At 65.9% G+C, this 16,904-nt stretch carries 13 protein-coding genes; 5 read left to right on the forward strand and 8 right to left on the reverse strand.

Translation table 11 applies throughout. The features are described from left to right. Positions 1–2 precede the first annotated feature (2 nt). The 3 genes from HH302_RS21125 (at position 3) to hemF (ending at position 2,887) form a co-directional block, all read left to right on the forward strand. The gene (locus HH302_RS21125) at positions 3–608 is read left to right on the forward strand and encodes a phospholipid:lipid A palmitoyltransferase (RefSeq protein WP_172204844.1); all 606 of its coding nucleotides are present in this window, start codon (positions 3–5) and stop codon (positions 606–608) included. Further along, entirely contained in the window at positions 605–1,879 is a 1,275-nt protein-coding gene (purD, locus tag HH302_RS21130) for a phosphoribosylamine--glycine ligase (RefSeq protein WP_172204846.1), read from the forward strand. Before HH302_RS21125 ends, purD begins: the two co-directional genes overlap by 4 nt. An 87-nt stretch (positions 1,880–1,966) precedes the next feature. Further along, positions 1,967–2,887 (forward strand): oxygen-dependent coproporphyrinogen oxidase, encoded by a 921-nt coding sequence (hemF, locus tag HH302_RS21135; protein ID WP_172204848.1) that lies wholly within the window; start codon positions 1,967–1,969, stop codon positions 2,885–2,887. Between the two features lie 44 nt (positions 2,888–2,931). Here hemF and HH302_RS21140 read toward each other — a convergent pair whose 3' ends face one another. Further along, positions 2,932–4,149, reverse strand: coding sequence for an ABC transporter substrate-binding protein (locus HH302_RS21140; protein WP_371814748.1), 1,218 nt, complete (start codon positions 4,147–4,149; stop codon positions 2,932–2,934). A 348-nt stretch (positions 4,150–4,497) separates the two neighbouring features. Here HH302_RS21140 and HH302_RS21145 point away from each other — a divergent pair, with 348 nt between their 5' ends. Next, on the forward strand, positions 4,498–5,670 hold the full coding sequence (locus HH302_RS21145; protein ID WP_172204852.1) for an acetylornithine transaminase: 1,173 nt from the start codon (positions 4,498–4,500) through the stop codon (positions 5,668–5,670). A gap of 49 nt (positions 5,671–5,719) precedes the next feature. Here the strand turns inward: HH302_RS21145 and HH302_RS21150 are convergent, their stop codons facing one another. From HH302_RS21150 to hemC, 4 genes are read right to left on the reverse strand one after another with little or no spacing between them, the layout of a single operon-like run. Continuing rightward, the gene (locus tag HH302_RS21150) at positions 5,720–6,895 is read right to left on the reverse strand and encodes a heme biosynthesis HemY N-terminal domain-containing protein (protein WP_253946265.1); all 1,176 of its coding nucleotides are present in this window, start codon (positions 6,893–6,895) and stop codon (positions 5,720–5,722) included. Between the two features lie 9 nt (positions 6,896–6,904). Further along, the gene (locus tag HH302_RS21155; protein ID WP_172204854.1) at positions 6,905–8,008 is read right to left on the reverse strand and encodes a uroporphyrinogen-III C-methyltransferase; all 1,104 of its coding nucleotides are present in this window, start codon (positions 8,006–8,008) and stop codon (positions 6,905–6,907) included. A gap of 29 nt (positions 8,009–8,037) precedes the next feature. Then, positions 8,038–8,811, reverse strand: coding sequence for a uroporphyrinogen-III synthase (locus HH302_RS21160; protein ID WP_172204856.1), 774 nt, complete (start codon positions 8,809–8,811; stop codon positions 8,038–8,040). 14 nt (positions 8,812–8,825) lie between these two features. Beyond that, a complete protein-coding gene (gene hemC, locus HH302_RS21165; RefSeq protein WP_371814751.1) occupies positions 8,826–9,767 on the reverse strand; it encodes a hydroxymethylbilane synthase in 942 nt (313 codons plus the stop codon). Positions 9,768–9,970: 203 nt separating this feature from the next. On the opposite strand from hemC, the gene ppc reads away from it, so the two are divergent. Continuing rightward, a complete protein-coding gene (gene ppc / locus HH302_RS21170) occupies positions 9,971–12,733 on the forward strand; it encodes a phosphoenolpyruvate carboxylase (protein WP_172204858.1) in 2,763 nt (920 codons plus the stop codon). Positions 12,734–12,757: 24 nt separating this feature from the next. On the opposite strand, the gene HH302_RS21175 is transcribed toward ppc, so the two are convergent. From HH302_RS21175 to HH302_RS21185, 3 genes are read right to left on the reverse strand one after another with little or no spacing between them, the layout of a single operon-like run. Further along, the gene (locus HH302_RS21175; RefSeq protein WP_172204860.1) at positions 12,758–15,037 is read right to left on the reverse strand and encodes a GGDEF domain-containing protein; all 2,280 of its coding nucleotides are present in this window, start codon (positions 15,035–15,037) and stop codon (positions 12,758–12,760) included. Between the two features lie 36 nt (positions 15,038–15,073). Then, complete coding sequence (locus tag HH302_RS21180; protein WP_172204862.1) at positions 15,074–15,856, reverse strand: LytTR family DNA-binding domain-containing protein; 783 nt, start codon at positions 15,854–15,856, stop codon at positions 15,074–15,076. Further along, the gene (locus tag HH302_RS21185; protein WP_172204864.1) at positions 15,853–16,890 is read right to left on the reverse strand and encodes a sensor histidine kinase; all 1,038 of its coding nucleotides are present in this window, start codon (positions 16,888–16,890) and stop codon (positions 15,853–15,855) included. The genes HH302_RS21180 and HH302_RS21185 overlap by 4 nt, the downstream gene beginning before the upstream one ends. Positions 16,891–16,904 lie beyond the last annotated feature (14 nt).

Below are 16,904 nucleotides of genomic sequence, written 5' to 3' on the forward strand. Positions count from 1 at the left end.
CCATGCTGCAACTCGTTTCACGGGCCCTCGCGGGCCTGCTCTGCGCGCTGGCCGTGAGTACGGCCGTGCGCGCCGAAGAACCCGCCGCCGAGGCACCGTTCTACCAGCGTTGGTGGAACACCGCGGTCGACGAGACGACCGATCTCGCGACCACCGGCGACTGGAACATCTTCCTGCCGACCAAGATCTACCACCTGCCGATGGCCTACACGGCCGAGCAGCGCAACCGCTACAACGAAAGCCCGATGCCGGCCTTCGGCTTCGGCCGCGGCAAGTACACCGAGAACGGCAACTGGCATGGGCTGTACGCCATGGGCTTCCGCGATTCCAACGACAAGCCGTCGTGGATGGCGGGCTACCATTACTCCTGGTTGTGGGATATGCCGCGCCTCGAAGGTGCCTACTATGGGCTGGGTGTCACCGCCTTCATCATGGGGCGTGAGGACTACGGCAACTACACCCCCTTCCCCGCTGCGCTGCCGACCTTCACGCTCGGTTTCAAGAAGGTCGCGCTCGAAACGGCCTTTGTGCCTGGCGGCAAAGGGAACGGCAACGTCTTCTTCATCTGGTTCAAGCTCAATCAAGCGGAAAGGCCCAGTCAGCCATGAAATTGCTCGTCATCGGTTCCGGTGGTCGCGAGCACGCGCTCGCATGGAAGCTCGCACAATCGACGCGGCTGCAGAAGGTCTATGTCGCGCCGGGTAACGCCGGCACCGCACGCGAGCCCGGCCTCGAAAACGTCGCGATCACGGCGATCGACGAACTGATTGCGTTCGTGCAGAAAGAGCAGATCGGCCTCACGGTGGTCGGCCCCGAGGCACCGCTCGCCGCGGGTGTGGTGGACGCCTTCCGCGCCGCCGGGCTGCCGATCTTCGGCCCAACCAAAGCCGCAGCGCAGCTTGAAGCCTCGAAGGACTTCGCCAAGCAGTTCCTCGTCCGCCACAAGATCCCGACCGCGAAGTACCGCACCTTCTCGGACGCCGCGCAGGCCCATGCCTACATCGACGCCGAAGGCGCACCGATCGTGATCAAGGCCGACGGCCTCGCGGCCGGCAAGGGCGTCGTTGTCGCGATGAGCCTCGGCGAGGCGCACGCCGCGATCGACATGATGCTGGTCGGCAACAAGATGGGCGATGCCGGTGCGCGCGTCGTCATCGAAGAGTTCATGCAGGGCGAAGAAGCCAGCTTCATCGTCATGGCCGACGGCAAGCATGCGCTGGCACTGGCCACCTCGCAGGACCACAAGCGCCTGAAGGACGGCGACGAAGGCCCCAACACCGGTGGCATGGGCGCCTATTCGCCCGCCCCGGTCGTCACGCCCGAGGTACATGCCCGCGTGATGCGCGAGGTCATCAACCCGACGCTCGCCGGCATGGCCGCCGACGGCCTGCCCTACACCGGCTTCCTCTACGCTGGCCTGATGATCGACGGCGAGGGCAAGCCCCGCGTGGTCGAATTCAACTGCCGCATGGGCGACCCGGAGACGCAGCCGATCATGGCACGCCTGAAGACCGACCTGGTCGATCTGGTGGAAGCTGCGCTTGCCGGAAAGCTCAACGAAGCCGAAACCGAGTGGGATCGTCGCGTCGCATTGGGCGTGGTGCTCGCCGCAGGGGGCTATCCGGACGATCCGAAGAAAGGCGATGTGATCAGCGGGCTCGACTACAAGACGGACGACGTCCACGTCTTCCATGCCGGCACGGCCGACAAGGATGGCCAGGTCGTCACGGCCGGTGGTCGCGTGCTGTGTGTCACCGCGCTGGGCGACTCGGTGCGTGAGGCCCAGAACCGCGCCTACGAAGCGATCAGCCAGATCAGCTTCGACGGCATGCAGTTCCGCCGCGACATCGGGCATCGCGCGGTGGCGCGCAAGGGCTGACAGCGCTCGGGTATGCTGCTGCATTGAAAGGGCCGGGCAACCGGCCCTTGTCTCATGTAAATCCGGTTCTACCTCTTGAGTGCTCTGATGAACGCTGACCCGATCCAGACCAAGGCCTATTTCGTCGACCTGCAGGCGCGCATCGTTGCTGCACTCGAAGCGCTCGATGGCACCGCCTTCCGCACCGACAGTTGGGAACGCCCCGCCGGCGGAGGCGGCCTGACGCGTCTGGTCGAGGAAGGCAATCTTTTCGAGCGCGGTGGCTGCAATTTCTCGCATGTGATGGGCGGCGGCATGCCGGCCTCAGCCACCGCGCATCGGCCGGAACTCGCCGGCGCGCCCTTCGAGGCGATGGGCGTGTCGCTGGTGCTGCACCCGCGAAATCCGTATGTGCCCACGGTACACATGAACGTGCGCTGCTTCATCGCCACGCCCGAGGGCCGCGATCCGATCTGGTGGTTTGGCGGCGGCATGGACCTGACGCCCTACTACGGTTTCGAAGAAGACGCCCAGCACTTCCACCGCAGCTGCCGCGACGCGCTGGCGCCTTTCGGCGCCGACTACCATCCTCGCTTCAAGGAATGGTGCGACCGCTACTTCTTCCTGAAGCATCGCAACGAACCACGCGGCGTCGGCGGTGTTTTCTTCGACGACCTCGGCGCCAACGGCGAGATCGATTTCGACAGTGCATTCGCGCTGACGCGTTCGGTCGGCGACGCATTCCTCGGCGCCTACACGCCGATCGTCGAGCGCCGTCGTGGTTTGCCGTTTGGCGAACGCGAACGCGACTTCCAAGCCTACCGCCGCGGCCGTTATGTTGAATTCAACCTGGTCTTCGACCGCGGCACGCTGTTCGGCCTGCAGTCCGGCGGGCGTACCGAGTCGATCCTGATGTCGATGCCGCCGATCGTGAAGTGGCGTTACGACTGGCATCCGGAGCCGGGGTCGCCTGAAGCGCGGCTGCACGACGAGTTCCTCACCGGACGCGACTGGCTCGCTGCGCATTGAGCCGCAACGGGCGACATCGCGCCGCCCGTTGCGATCAATGCCGACTAGCGATCGGTCGTCTTACGGCCGACGATCACTGCAGTCATTTCGTCCTTGTGCGCGTAGGTGATGTGGCCATCGCGAATTTCGCCGGTCACGACCATGTCGGTCGTGATCGCCTCATGGTCGCTATGTGAATACGGTTTCTGGTAGGTCGTCACCACACCGAATACCTGTGCCTGCAGATTCTCCAGCGCGTTGCGCACGGCGGTGCCCTGCGTGGAGTTGGCCTGCTTGATCGCCGCCGCGAGCAGCAGCATCGAGTCGTAGCCCTGCGCCGCAGACACCGCAGACGGAATGCGCTCCAGCCCCGATTGCTTGCGGTACGCGATGAGGAATTCCTGGCGGCGTGAGGTGATCGGTTCGGCAATGAAGGTCTGCGTCATCCGCGCACCGTCACCCGCCTTGCCCGCGTTCTGGATAAAGTTGTCGAGCGAGAGCGTCCAACTGCCCAGCAGCGGCACCCTCCAGCCCTCCTTCGCGCGCGCTTTTGCAATCGCCGCCAGTTCCGGCCCGATACCCCACACCAGCAGCGCCTGCGCCCCGGCCGCACGGGATTGCGCGATCAGCTTCTGCATATCGGTCTGACCAAGGTCGAAACCGCCTTCAAACACAGGTTTCAAACCGCGGGCTTCCATCGCGCGCTTGAGGTTCTCAACCCCCTGCCGGCCGTATGGTGTGTTGTCACCCAGCAACGCGAACTTGGAGAACTTGTAGCGTTCTACGACCTCGGCGATGAGTCGCGTGGTCTGGATCGAATCGCTCGCGGCAAGCCTGAAGACGTAGCTATCCGGCACCTGCGGCGGCGCAAACTGCTGCGTGATCGGCGCACCGGCAGCCATGTTCACGATCACCGGGATCTTCGCCTGCTGGAAGTGCTTCAACGCCACCAGGCCCACGCCAGTGTTGGCGATACCCAGCATCGCTTCGACCTTCTCCCGCTCGACCAACTCGCGGGCAGCCGCCTCGCCCTTCTCGGGATTGGCCTCGTCATCACGCTCGACCAGCTGGATCTGACGCCCAAGCAGGCCCCCCTTCCAGTTGATCTCGGCGACCGCCATGCGCACCGCGTGGAGCATCGAGATGCCCATCGGGGCCGAGCCGCCCGAGTAAGGCCCGATCACGCCGATCTTGATCGGCTTGGCCGCGTCGTCCGCAGCCTGGACACTGCCGAACGCAAGCGCCATCAGCAAGCCGACGGACCAGAAGCGAAGTCTGCACACGCTCATCCCCTTCATGCAAAAGGCATGATTTTCGTGATTTCCTTGGCATAAGGACAGCGGAAACCGCGCAGGCATTCCCCTACGCAAAACTACGGAGATGGCGCGCTGCACACCGCAAACAAGTGGCTTGACGCAACTTGTTTTGCACTGCACTATGGCGACATGCTTCTCTTGGCCCTATCCCTTCGACGCCGAACCCCTGCCGGCCGCACTCGCTGCGGCACGTCTTCGTTCGCGCGCAGGATTGCCGAAGCGTCATAGTCCAGCGAGAAGCAAGCTGGATCCCCGACCAGGCCGCGGACATCCCGCGGCCTTTTTGTTTTCTCCGCCCACCGAAAGGAAACACCCATGAACTCGCCCCATCCCGAACACGCGCTGATGGACATCGCCGCCCGCCCCGCCGCCGTCATGGTGCGCGGCAGCGGTTCCTGGCTGGAGGACGCGGAGGGGCGACGCTATCTGGACTTCGTGCAGGGCTGGGCCGTCAATTGCCTTGGCCACGCCCATCCCGCGATCGCGCAGGCGTTGGCTGAACAGGCAACGCGTCTGGTCAATCCGAGCCCGGCATTCTTCAACGATGCATCAATACGCTTTGCCAACCGGCTCGCTGCGTGTTCCGGGCTGGACGAGGTGTTCCTCTGCAACACCGGCGCCGAGGCCAACGAAGGCGCGATCAAGCTGGCGCGCAAGTGGGGGCGCCTGCATCGAAACGGCGCGCACGAAATCATCACCTTCACGGATGGCTTCCACGGCCGCACGATTGCAGCCATGTCGGCCTCCGGCAAACCGGGCTGGGACACGATCTTCGCACCGCAGGTACCGGGCTTCCCGAAAGCCACGCTGAACGACCTCGCCTCGGTCGAGGCATTGATCGGGCCGCAGACCGTGGCCGTGATGCTCGAACCCATCCAGGGCGAAGCCGGCGTGCAACCCGCAACGCTGGACTTCCTGCGCGCGCTGCGGGCGCTCTGCGATGCGCGCGGCCTGTTGCTGATCCTTGACGAAGTGCAGACCGGCATCGGCCGCACCGGCACGCTGTTCCGCTATCAGGCGGCCGAGATCACGCCGGACATTCTGACGCTGGCCAAGGGGATCGGCGGCGGGGTGCCGTTGGCGGCACTGCTGGCGCGCAAGTCGGCCAGTTGCTTCAGCCACGGCGACCAGGGTGGCACCTACTGCGGCAACCCGTTGATGGCGGCGGTCGGTAATGCGGTGCTGGACATCGTGGACACGCCCGCGTTTCTCGCCGGCGTACGCGAACGCTCGGCGCAGCTGATCGTCGGCCTGAACGAGCTCGTCACCCGTTTCGATCTGGTTGGCGTGCGCGGTGCGGGTCTCTTGCTGGCGCTGGAACTCGGCCCTCGCCATGACGCAACGGCCCTGGTACAACGGGCTCGCGAGGCGGGGCTGCTTCTGAACGCGCCGAGGCCGCACTGCTTGCGCCTGATGCCCGCGCTCAATGTGAGTGCGGACGAAGTGACGCAGATGCTCACGATGCTTGCGGCATTGCTGCAGGACTGAGTGAAGTACGTTGCGGCGCCTGACGCTCGGCGCCGCAACGCAGGATGCATCAGCCGGTGAGTTCGGCCGCGCTGCGGAAGTGTTTGAGCGCCAGCTCGTTCCGGTCGAGCTGCTCGGCCAGCCGTGCCAGTTCGAGGTGTGCAGCGCGCGAAGGCGCTACGGAAAGGGAAGCCTCCAGGTAGCTCTGTGCCTTGCCCCACAGCTGCTGCTGCAGGCACAGGCGGCCCAGCGTCAGCAACAGTCGCTCATCACGCGGCTGAGCACGCAGCCAACGCTCGGCCTGCCCGATCCGCTCGATCAGCGTGCCACCTTCGATGCGGCCGTAGAGTTCGGCCAGCGCCGAATCCCAGTTGTCGTCCAGCGCGTCGCCGATCGCCTCCGCCGCAAGTTCGCCCTGGCCGGAAGCGTTCAGCAGCAAAGCCGCATCGCGCACCAAGCCGCGGTCGCTGCGCTCGGGTTTAGGAATCTGGCGCCAGTAGCGCACCATGCCCTCGGGGTTGCCCTCGAGCTCGCGCAGGCTTTCAAGATGCGCGCGGCGAACCAGCGGCGCCGCCTGTTCAGCGGTGAAGGCGCGGTGGCTTGCGAGCTGTCGCGCCAGACGCAGCACATCGCCCCACATGCCACGCGCCGCGGCCGTCTGCACCGAGAGTCGCAGCGCCGCGATGTGCCGGTGACCGCCTTGCCGCAGCGCGTCGAGTCGCTCGGCAGCCACGTCGAAGCGGCGGTCCGCCACCGCGAACTCGGCCTCGGTCATCAAACGCGCCACGCGCACTTCGCGGTCATGCTCGGCCGCACGGCGCAGCCATTCCTCACAGCGCACATGCTCACGCATCGCGTGGCTGGCTCGCGCGGCGATCAGTGCCGCAAGGCCGGGGGATTCGTTGGCGCGGTAGGCAGCATCGGCTTGCGCATGGGCGCGGCCGTAGCGGCCTTCCACCAGGAAGCGCTGCGCGTCGCGCAAGGCCTGGATCGAACGCTGTTTGCGCTGTTGCGCACGAAACGCCGCGACCGCCCCCGGCAGCGCGAGCGCCCGCGCAACCAGCCGCGTGGCCATGTAGAGCAAAGCGAACAGGCCGACCGAGAGGATCGCGAGCAGGTTCAGCGAGATATGCAGCCGCCAAGGCGGCCACACGAACAACGCGTAGGCGTCGTTATAGCGGGCGACGATCGCGAGGCCAGCGGCCAGCGCGAAGATACTCAGAAGCCAGAACAGGGCGCGCATCATGCTCGGGCCTCAGCGCGCGCCGGCAACGCGTGCGCTGTGCAGCGAGCCAAGCGTTTCGTTCAGGTTGGGCAACTCGACCGACAGGCGCGCGCCCTGCGCCTTGCGCAGATCAGCCAGACGCATCGCTACCTCACGGTCCTCGACATCGAAGTAGCGCTCCATCCACGCAGCGGCCTGCTTGGTGTCTTCGCGGAAGACGCGACCGTCGCGCTGCAGCAGTGCGAGGCGTGCAGAGAGCAACCGCAGGCGCAGGTTCTCGCGCAGGAACACGGTTTGTGCGGGCGACAGCAGCGCCGGGTCGGGCCGATCAAGCCGCTCGATGCGGATCAGGCCGCGCAGCTCCGTCCAGAAGTCACCGAGCAAGCGCGCATACCAGGCCGGCGGCTCGACGACAGCCGGCGCGGACTGCTCGACCGGCTTCGCGCCCTTCTTGGGCTGCGGCTTGACCACCTTCTCCTGCTTCGGCGGCGAATGTTCGAAGGCCAGCGGCAGGGTGTCGACGCGATCGATCAGGTTCTCCAGCGCGAGCCCCATGGCCGAAATATCGGCTAGCGGCAGCGCCTTCAGGCGCTCGATATCGCGTGCGATCGACTTCCGCAGCGGCAGCAGCTGCGGCCGCTCGAAGCCGGCAAGGCGCGCCTCTGCGCTCTGCAGCGCGATGAGCGCCGCCTGCACATTGCCGGCCAGCTGCAACTGCTGCTGCGCAATGTTCAGCGCCTGCTCCACTTCGGCCAACACCCATTCATCGCGCGAGCGCGACAGGTCCTGATACAGCGCCTCCAGTGCAGCCTGTTGGCCCTGCGCCTCGGCCATGCGGGCTTCCTGTACCGCGAGGCGGTTGCCCATCGCCTGGATCGAGTCCTGGATTTCCTTCGCGCGCCCTTTGACTTCGCGGGTCGCAGCATCGGATTCGCCAAGCCGCTGCGCAACCTGCTGCTTCAGCACTTCGAGCTGCGCGCGGGTTTCGATCCATTGCCAGGCAAGCAAGGCCAGCACCACAGCGCCAGCGATCACCAGCGGATGGCCGAGACTGCGCCAGCCGCGGCGCCCCTGAGGCGCGGCGGGTGCGGCAGCTGGCGTGACGGGAGTGGAGGTTTCGCTACTGGTATCCATGGGTTTCATGATAACCCGATGCCACGCGCTCAGCCTGCGGCGAAATGGGCGCAAAGCCCCGCCAGCAGGCCAGCATCGGCCGCATCGGTCAGCACAACATGGGTAAATCCGGCTGCGCGAGCTGCATCCGCCACCCGCACATGCGGCGCGAAAACCGGCACGCGCAGCACGGATTCGCCAGCGGACTCCAGCTGCGCGGCGAGGTGGCGAACCGCTTCACTGCTGGTGAGCGTGATCGCGTCCAGCCGGCCTTGCATACTCGCCTCCGCCAGCGCAGGGACATCCACTTCGGGCGCCAGGCGGCGGTAACAGGTGAAGCAGCGCACCTGCGCGCCACGCGCCGTCAGGGCATCACCAAGCAACTCGCGCCCCCCGTCGCCACGCAGGATCAACACCCGCTTGCCCGCAATCGCAGCGGGGGCAAATTCGTCGAGTGCCAGCACGCCTTCGCTGTCGAAACGCTCGCGTGGCACCAACACCTGCGCAAACCCGGCTTCGCGCAACGCGGCCGCGCTGCCAGGCCCGACGGTTACCGCCCGAGGCCCCGGCGGCCAGGCGCGATGCGCCCGCACGCCCGCGAGACCGTGGTTGACGGCGTTGGCGCTGACGAAGAAGGCGAAATCGTAGTCGTCGAGCGCGCGCGCCAAGTCGGCAAACTCGGCCGCTTCTTCGATCGGCGCGATATCCAGCAGCGGCAGGCGCCAGGCCCGCCCGCCTTGAGCCTCGATCGCGGCGCAAAGAGCGTCCGCCTGCGCCACCGGGCGCGTCACAAGAATCGTGCGGCCTGCCAGCGCAGCGGTCATCCCTGCTAGCCAGCTCAGTGCGTAGACAATTGCGACAGAATCTCGGCTGCGCCCTGTGCGCGCAGCGCTTCGGCCACCCGCAGGCCAATCGCTTCGGCATCGGCCGGCGCACCACGCAGCTCGGCGCGCACGAAACGGCTGCCGTCCGGCAAGGCGACGAAGCCGCGCAGGAACAACTCACCGTCGGCGATCTGCGCGTAGGCGCCAATCGGCACCTCGCAGCCGCCGCCGAGCGCCTTCGTCACCGCGCGCTCCGCCAGCACGCAGGCGGTGGCCGAGCGATCGACCAGCGGCGCGAGCCAGGCACGCACATCGGCGCGCGCGGCGATCGCCTCGATCGCTAGCGCCCCCTGCCCCGCTGCGGGCAGCGACACTTCCGCCGGCAGCGTGCCGCGGATACGCTCGCCAAGGCCAAGGCGCTTGAGCCCGGCGGCGGCCAGCACGATCGCGTCGTACTGCCCCTCATCGAGCTTGCGCAGGCGGGTATCAAGGTTGCCACGCAGGGGCGTCACGCCAAGGTAGGGATACTGCGCATGGATCTGCGCCTCGCGCCGCAGGCTGGAGGTGCCAACCACCGCGCCGGGCGGCAGCTCGTCGAGCGAGGCGTACTTGTTCGACACGAAGGCATCGAGCGGATTCTCGCGCTCGAGGATCGCGGCGATACAGAACGGGTCTGTCAATTCGGCCGGCACATCCTTCATCGAATGCACCGCGATGTCGGCACGGCCATCAAGCAGCGCTGTTTCCAGCTCTTTCACGAAGAGCCCCTTGCCGCCCACCTTCGACAGCGCACGGTCCAGAATCTGGTCGCCGCGCGTTGTCATGCCAAGCAGTTCCACCCGGGTTTGCGGATAGAGGCCTTCGAGCAGGGCTTTGACATGCTCGGCCTGCCACAGGGCGAGACGGCTTTCACGGGTGGCGATAACGATGCGTTCGGGTGCGGGGCTGGTCACGATGACAAGGGCCTTGCGGCCGGATTCGATAAGGATTGCGATGGTACCACCGCACAATTTTTGATCGGCAAACGCATACAAAGGCCTGATAAGCTTCAAAATATTGCGGTGCAATGTCAAAATTGCGACGTTTACGCACGGCCCTTGCCCCCGAACCGTACAAAGGCCGCCCGGGGATCACCCCCAATCCCACAGCAAAACCGACAATGAGCGATCAGGCTAAGCAGGAAGCAGCGAAGGACCTCCCCCTCAAAGAAGATATCCGTCTTCTTGGCAGGATTCTCGGTGACACCGTCCGCGCCCAGGAGGGCGAGGCGGCATTCGATTTGATCGAGCGGGTCCGCCAGACCTCGATTCGCTTCCGCCGTGATGACGATATCGCCGCCCGCCGCGAACTCGAAGCGATGCTCGATTCGCTGTCGCGCGACCAGACGATCCACGTCGTGCGCGCCTTCAGCTACTTCTCGCATCTGTCGAACATTGCCGAAGACCAGCACCACATCCGCCGTTCGCGCATGCATGCGATCGCCGGCTCCGCCCCGCGGGAAGGCACGATGGCACGCGCCATCGAAGCGGCCTTCGAAGCCGGCGTGACGAATGAGCAGATCGCTGACTTCTTCGAAGAAGCTTTCGTCGGGCCGGTGCTGACCGCGCACCCGACCGAGGTGTCGCGCAAGTCGATCCTCAACTGCCAGCTCAAGATCGCCCAGTTCCTCGATGCGCGCGATCGCATCCAGATGACGCCCGAGGAGATCGAGGAGAACGACGCCGCCCTGCGCCGCGCGGTGCTGACGATGTGGCAGACCCGCATGCTGCGGCCGACCAAGCTGTCGGTGCTCGACGAAGTCGACAACGGCCTCTCGTACTACAGCTACACCTTCCTGCGCGAGTTGCCGAAGCTCTACGTCGCGCTCGAAAACCTGCTCGCCAAGCATGGCGAGACCTGGAAGAACATGGAGCTGCCGGCGTTCCTGCGCATGGGCAGCTGGATCGGCGGCGACCGCGACGGCAACCCGTTCGTCACCGCGGATGTGCTGCGCGAAGCGATGCGCATGCAGTCCACGGTCGCGCTCGAGTTCTACCTGCATGAACTGCACATCCTTGGCAGCGAGCTCTCGCTGGCCCAGTTGCTGGTCAGCGCATCCGACCAGCTGATCGAACTGGCCAACCTTTCGCCGGACAAGTCGCCGCACCGCAGCGATGAACCTTATCGCCGCGCGCTCGCAGGCATCTACGCCCGCATGTCGGCTACCGCAGAAAACCTGCTCGGCCACCGCGTCGGCCGCCCACCGGTCGGGCAAGCCGAACCGTACGCCAGCGCCGACGAACTCGCGGCGGACCTCGAAACGGTACATCGTTCGCTGCTCGCGAACGGCTCTGGCACGCTCGCGCAAGGTCGCCTGCGCCGCATTCGCCGCGCAGTGAAGGTTTTCGGCTTCCACCTTGCCGCAATCGATCTGCGCCAGAACTCGGACGTGCATGAGCGCACCGTCGCCGAGTTGCTCGCCGCGGTGCGCCCCGGTTTCGACTACCGCGCCCTCGACGAGGAAGGCCGAATCGCTGCGCTGCTCGAAGAGCTCGCGACGCCGCGTCCGCTTGCGTCGCCCTTCGTGCAGTACTCCGACGAAACTGTCGGCGAGCTGGAGATCTTCCGTGCGGCTGCCGAAGCCCATCGCCTGTACGGACGCGATTGCATCCACAACGTCATCATCTCGAAGACGGATGGCGTGTCGGACATGCTCGAACTCGCACTGCTGCTGAAGGAAGTCGGTCTTCTGCGGCCGCATGAGCGCGCGATCGACGTCAACATCGTGCCGCTGTTCGAGACGATCGGCGACCTGCAAGCCGCCAGCGCAACGATGGACCGCCTGTTCGCGATCCCCGGTTACCGCGAACTCGTCGCCAGCCGCGGCGACATGCATGAAGTGATGCTCGGTTACTCGGACTCCAATAAGGACGGCGGTTTCATGACCTCTGGCTGGGAGCTCTACAAGGCCGAGATCCAGCTGATCGAGGTGTTCAAGCGCCACGGCGTGAAGATGCGTCTGTTCCACGGCCGCGGCGGCTCGGTTGGCCGCGGCGGCGGCCCCAGCTACCAGGCGATCCTGGCGCAGCCGGGCGGCGCGGTGCAAGGCAAGATCCGCCTCACCGAACAGGGCGAGGTGATCTCGTCGAAGTACGCCAACCCGGAAGTCGGTCAGCGCAACCTGGAAGTGCTCGCCGCCGCCACCTTCGAGGCGACGCTGCTGGCGCATCCGGAAGCTGCGCCGCGCGCCGAATACCTGGAAGTGATGGATCGCCTGTCGGAGCACGCGTTCAAGGCGTACCGCGGGCTGGTCTATGAAACCGAGGGCTTCGAGAAGTACTTCTGGGAATCGACGGTGATCTCCGAGATCGCGAACCTGAACATCGGCTCGCGCCCGGCGTCACGCAAGAAGACCACCGCAATCGAAGACCTCCGGGCAATTCCGTGGGTGTTCTCCTGGGCGCAGTGCCGCTTGATGCTGCCGGGCTGGTTCGGCTTCGGCGCAGCGGTGCGCGCCTTCCTCGCCGAGCGGCCGGACGGCATGCAGGTGCTGCAGTCGATGCACAAGGAGTGGTCGTTTTTCGCAACCATGCTGTCGAACATGGACATGGTGCTGGCCAAGAGCGACATTGCCATCGCCTCTCGCTACGCTGCGCTGGTGCGCGACGAAGCATTGCGCGAAGCGATCTTCCCGCGCATCCGCGCCGAACATCAGGCCACCATCGACGCCCTGCTCGCCATCACCGGCCAGCAAGAACTGCTCGATGGCAACCCCTTGCTCAAGCGTTCGATCCGCAATCGCTTCCCGTACCTCGATCCGCTCAACCATGTGCAGGTCGAGCTGCTGCACCGCTATCGCGACGGCAACGAGGAGGAACGCATCAAGCGCGGCATCCACCTGTCGATCAACGGTATCGCGGCAGGCCTGCGCAACTCGGGTTAAGTTGGGCCGGGGGCGCAGCCCCCGCTAGACCCCGGTATGCCAAGCGGCGCCCTTGCGGCGCCGTTTTTCTTCGTACAACACGCTGTCGGCGCGCGCGAGCAGATCCTCCAGCGAAACCGGCACACCCGGCGGCGACACCACATAGCCAAGGCTGCAAGCCAGTGGGAAGGGCAAGTCCTGGCTGGCCCGCTCGAACAAACGGTAGATCCGTTCGCGCATCGCGCTGAGTGCGTCCGGGTCGGCGTTCGCAGTCAGCACGACGAACTCGTCGCCACCGATGCGGCCGATCAGGTCGGCCGAGCGGAAACCGCGACGCAGCACCTCGCCGGCTTGGCGGATCGCAACGTCACCGGCGGCGTGGCCATGACGGTCATTGATCGGTTTGAGCCCATCGAGGTCGGCAAAGATCACTGCGGTCGCAAGGCCGTCTGCACTCAGCATGTCCGCACGCAGGCGCGCCTCGGCGAGGAAGCCGCGTCGGTTGAGGAGCCCGGTCAATTCGTCGCGATGCGCGATATCAGCCAGCTCACGCTGGCCCTGGCGCGCCTGTGCGAGGTCGCTGCGTAGCGCATCCCGCGCGGCGGCGAGCTCCGACACCAGCAACGACGCCTTCAAGGCCGACGACACCTCGTCACGAATCGTTTCCCACGGCCCACCCGCGACCGGGTCGACGCTGAACACGATGAAGCCGAAGTGCTCGGCGCCGTGGAAGACCGGGTAGACGATCAGCGAAGTGCTGTCCGCCGCCAAGGCCCAGGCGTCAGCCGGCAGCACGTCGTGCGTACGGAAGCGTTCGCCGTTCAGCGACGGGCGCTCACGCCCGCCGATGAAGGCGTAAAGCAGGCGCGCCTCGCCCGGCAGGTCGAAATCGTCGAGGCTGGAAATGCGCGCCTCACCGCTGTAGAGCGCAATGCAGCAGGTATCGAGACTGAGATCAGCCAGCGCCTCCGAGAGGTGTTCCAGGAGCTTCTGCAAGTCGAAGGTGGCGATACGCGTTTTGAGCAGGTCTCGGAAAGCCAGCGCGCGTTCGCTGTGCAGCCGATGGCGCGCTTGTTGTGCGACGTCCTGCAGACCCGCCAGCGCAATCTGCGCCTGTTGCAGCCAGCGGGCAACCGCGGCCCAGGCCTCCGGCGCCAGGCCGCGCGGCTCGATCAGCCAGCGCTGCGCCGCGACCAGCAACGCCTGCAGCCCGTAGACATGGCCCTCCGCCGCAAGCACGTCGCGCGCAACGGTCTGCACCGCCGCCAGCAGCGGCTGAAAGTCCTGTTCCGCCAAGGCTCTCGCGAGGCCCTGCTCGACCAGAAGGCTCGCTGCCCGATAGTTGGCCTCGTGCTCAGGCGCCACCGCCAGTTCTTCCAGCATGCCGGCAAGCCGCACATCCAGTTGCGCAGCGAAGGTCTCCGGTCGGGCGTAGAAGCCACCGCAGCCACAGGATTGCCGGCGCACCAGCCGTGTCGGCACACGCGTCAGCGGCGTGACCTCCGCGCCGCCGATCCGCTCGATCAGTTGCGCGACGGATGCGCGCGCCAGCGCATAGTGCGACTGGTTGATGGTCGTCAGCCCCACGCCAAGGCGGCCCGCGGCGAGGATGTCGTCGAAACCGCCGAAACGAAGCTGCTGCGGCACATGCAGGCCATGATCCACCGCGCAGGCCATCGCCCCCAAGGCCATGTCGTCATTCGCGGCGACCACCGCATCAACCGTAGCGCCGCGCTCCAGCAGTGCACTCATCGCTGCGCGCCCGCTCGCCTGCGTGAAGTTGCCCTGCAACAACAGATCGGGATCGACCTCGATCCCCGCATCCGTGCAAGCGTCACGCCAAGCAGCCAGTCGTGCCTCGGCCTCCGCTTGCCCTGCCGGGCCGGCAATCATCGCAATGCGGCGGCAGCCATGCTCCTCGATCAGGTGCGACATCAGCGCACGGAATCCACCGTGGTTGTCGTTGACGACGCTGGGCACGACCTGCGACGCAAACCCCAGGCAAAGCGTCGGCACCTTGGGCAGAGTGGCGAGGAAGTTGTCGAGCTGCGTTGCGTTCAAGTGGTACTGCAAGGTGGTGCCGATCACCAGCAGGCCGTCGAAGGCCGTGGCGTCAGGCAAGCGGAATACCAGATTGAACTGCCGGTCGAATTCGGCCGACGCCGCCGGCGGATGCCCCGGCAGGAAGACCGTGCGCGCGCCGCGCAGGCGCGCCTCGTCGATGATGCCGGCAACCAGACGCAGCGCAACAGCGGTATCAATATCAGCCGCGAGAATGCCCAGCGTGAGCGGACGCTGTCGGGGGGTGGGGGCTTGTGCGTTCACGGGGCTATCAACGGCCGCAAAGTGGGGGGCTTGAAGTCATGGGCGCTCATCGCCTGCGCCACCCAGCAAGGCGGCACGCACGGTTGGCCACTGGCGGCGGCTTACTGCGAGCTTTTCGTCGAGGCCGTTGATCTTCACCAGCCAGTGCTCGGCGGCTTCGTCGCGCTCGAATCCAGCGACAGCCGCCCGCGCGATCAAGCAGTTGCGGTGGATGCGCACGAAGCGCTCCGGGAATTCCTGTTCCAGCTGCACCAGCGATTCGTCGAGCAGGTACTCGCGCTCGACGGTGCGCGCGGTGACGTATTTGAGTTCGGCCTTGAGGAACAGCACATCGGTTACAGGAATGAGCGCAATCCGGCCGCGCTCGCTCACCGAGAAATGCCGTCGCGGTTCGGCGATGCGATCAAGTGCCTCACGCGCCACCGGCAGGCTTGCACGCACTTTCGCCAGCGCCGCCTCAAGCCGCTGCGCCCTCACCGGTTTGAGCAGGTAGTCGATCGCATTCAGATCGAAGGCGCTGACTGCGTATTGGTCGTAGGCGGTGACGAACACGATGCGCGGCGGCGACGCGAGCCTTGCCACGTGCTGCGCGAGTTCGATGCCGTCCATCCCCGGCATGCGGATATCCACCAGCAGCAGGTCAACCTGTTGCGCCGTGAGGAATCTCAGTGCCTCGTGCCCGTTGGCGGCCATGCCGACAATACGGGTGGGCTGCGTCGCGGCGACGTCACCCAGCAAATCCCGCAGGCGCTCGCGTGCAGGCGCCTCGTCATCCACGATCAGCACGTTCAGCACCGCCAGCACTTCCTGCCCGCTCATGCCCGCCCCTCCCTGCGCAAAGGCAGACAGATGCGGACGCGGTAACGGCCATCCTTCACGCCACTGTCCATCTGCGCCTCGATATCGAAAAACAGCATCAATCGCTCCCGGATGTTGGCCTGAGCCATGCGATTACCTTGTTGTTGACGAGTCTCCGCCTGAACAGGGTTATCTACCTCGATGACGAGTTCCCGCCCGCGTTGCGCGATGCGCACTTGGATCTCGCCGGGCGTCGGGGACGGCTCAATGCCGTGATACACCGCGTTCTCGATCAGCGGCTGCAGCATCAGCGGCGGCACCTTGGCATCAAGTGGGCAATGCCGCAGATCCCACACCACCTTGAGGCGATCCCCCAGCCGCAGCCGTTCGAGGTCGAGGTAGCGATTCGCCAGTTCGATCTCATCGCCCACCGTCACGAGATCACGGTTCTCGCGCATCAGGCTGCGGAACAAATCCGCCAGCGACTCCAGCGCCTGCTCAGCACGGCGCGGATCGGACCGCATCACACCCAGCACCCCGTTGAGGCTGTTGAAGAAGAAGTGCGGCCGGATGCGCGCATTCAACGCCAGCACGCGCGCCTCTGACAGCGCAGGTGTCGCCAGCGCCGCGCGCCAGTGGAAGTACGCCATCAACAGCGCGCAACTGCCGGCCGCCCAGAGGCTCCAGCGCCACAGATCGGCACGTTCGGCGAGCGACGAAAGCAGCGGAAAGGTCGCCAGCACCGATGCAACGCCAACCGCGGCGAGCAACATAGTCGCCTTGCGATAGGTCTGCGACGCAATCACGGGCGCCAGCATGTAGGCCAGCAAGAGCCCCAGCATCAGCGGCAATTCCAGCAGGCCCGCCATCGCCAACGCCTCGCGCATTAGCGCATCGCCGGGCACGCCGCGCAACGCCACTGTCACCAGCCCCATCAGGTTGAGGCCCAGCAGCCCGCGCAACATCACACCGAGGTTGCGAAAATCAGGTGGCGCCACTGCGTTGCCGCGTGTCGCCGGGCCGGACTGCTTGGGCTTTTGCCGTATACTTGCCATCGTGTCCCGCGGCG

This window comes from Niveibacterium sp. COAC-50, from assembly GCF_013184235.1.
Taxonomy (GTDB): Bacteria; Pseudomonadota; Gammaproteobacteria; order Burkholderiales; family Rhodocyclaceae; genus Niveibacterium; species Niveibacterium microcysteis.

Coding starts and splice junctions, on each gene's coding strand:
- HH302_RS21125 (WP_172204844.1), top strand. CDS start 3: ATGCTGCAACTCGTTTCACGGGCCCTCGCGGGCCTGCTCTGCGCGCTG.
- purD (WP_172204846.1), top strand. CDS start 605: ATGAAATTGCTCGTCATCGGTTCCGGTGGTCGCGAGCACGCGCTCGCA.
- hemF (WP_172204848.1), top strand. CDS start 1,967: ATGAACGCTGACCCGATCCAGACCAAGGCCTATTTCGTCGACCTGCAG.
- HH302_RS21145 (WP_172204852.1), top strand. CDS start 4,498: ATGAACTCGCCCCATCCCGAACACGCGCTGATGGACATCGCCGCCCGC.
- HH302_RS21150 (WP_253946265.1), bottom strand. CDS start 6,895: ATGATGCGCGCCCTGTTCTGGCTTCTGAGTATCTTCGCGCTGGCCGCT.
- HH302_RS21155 (WP_172204854.1), bottom strand. CDS start 8,008: ATGGATACCAGTAGCGAAACCTCCACTCCCGTCACGCCAGCTGCCGCA.
- HH302_RS21160 (WP_172204856.1), bottom strand. CDS start 8,811: ATGACCGCTGCGCTGGCAGGCCGCACGATTCTTGTGACGCGCCCGGTG.
- ppc (WP_172204858.1), top strand. CDS start 9,971: ATGAGCGATCAGGCTAAGCAGGAAGCAGCGAAGGACCTCCCCCTCAAA.
- HH302_RS21180 (WP_172204862.1), bottom strand. CDS start 15,856: ATGAGCGGGCAGGAAGTGCTGGCGGTGCTGAACGTGCTGATCGTGGAT.
- HH302_RS21185 (WP_172204864.1), bottom strand. CDS start 16,890: ATGGCAAGTATACGGCAAAAGCCCAAGCAGTCCGGCCCGGCGACACGC.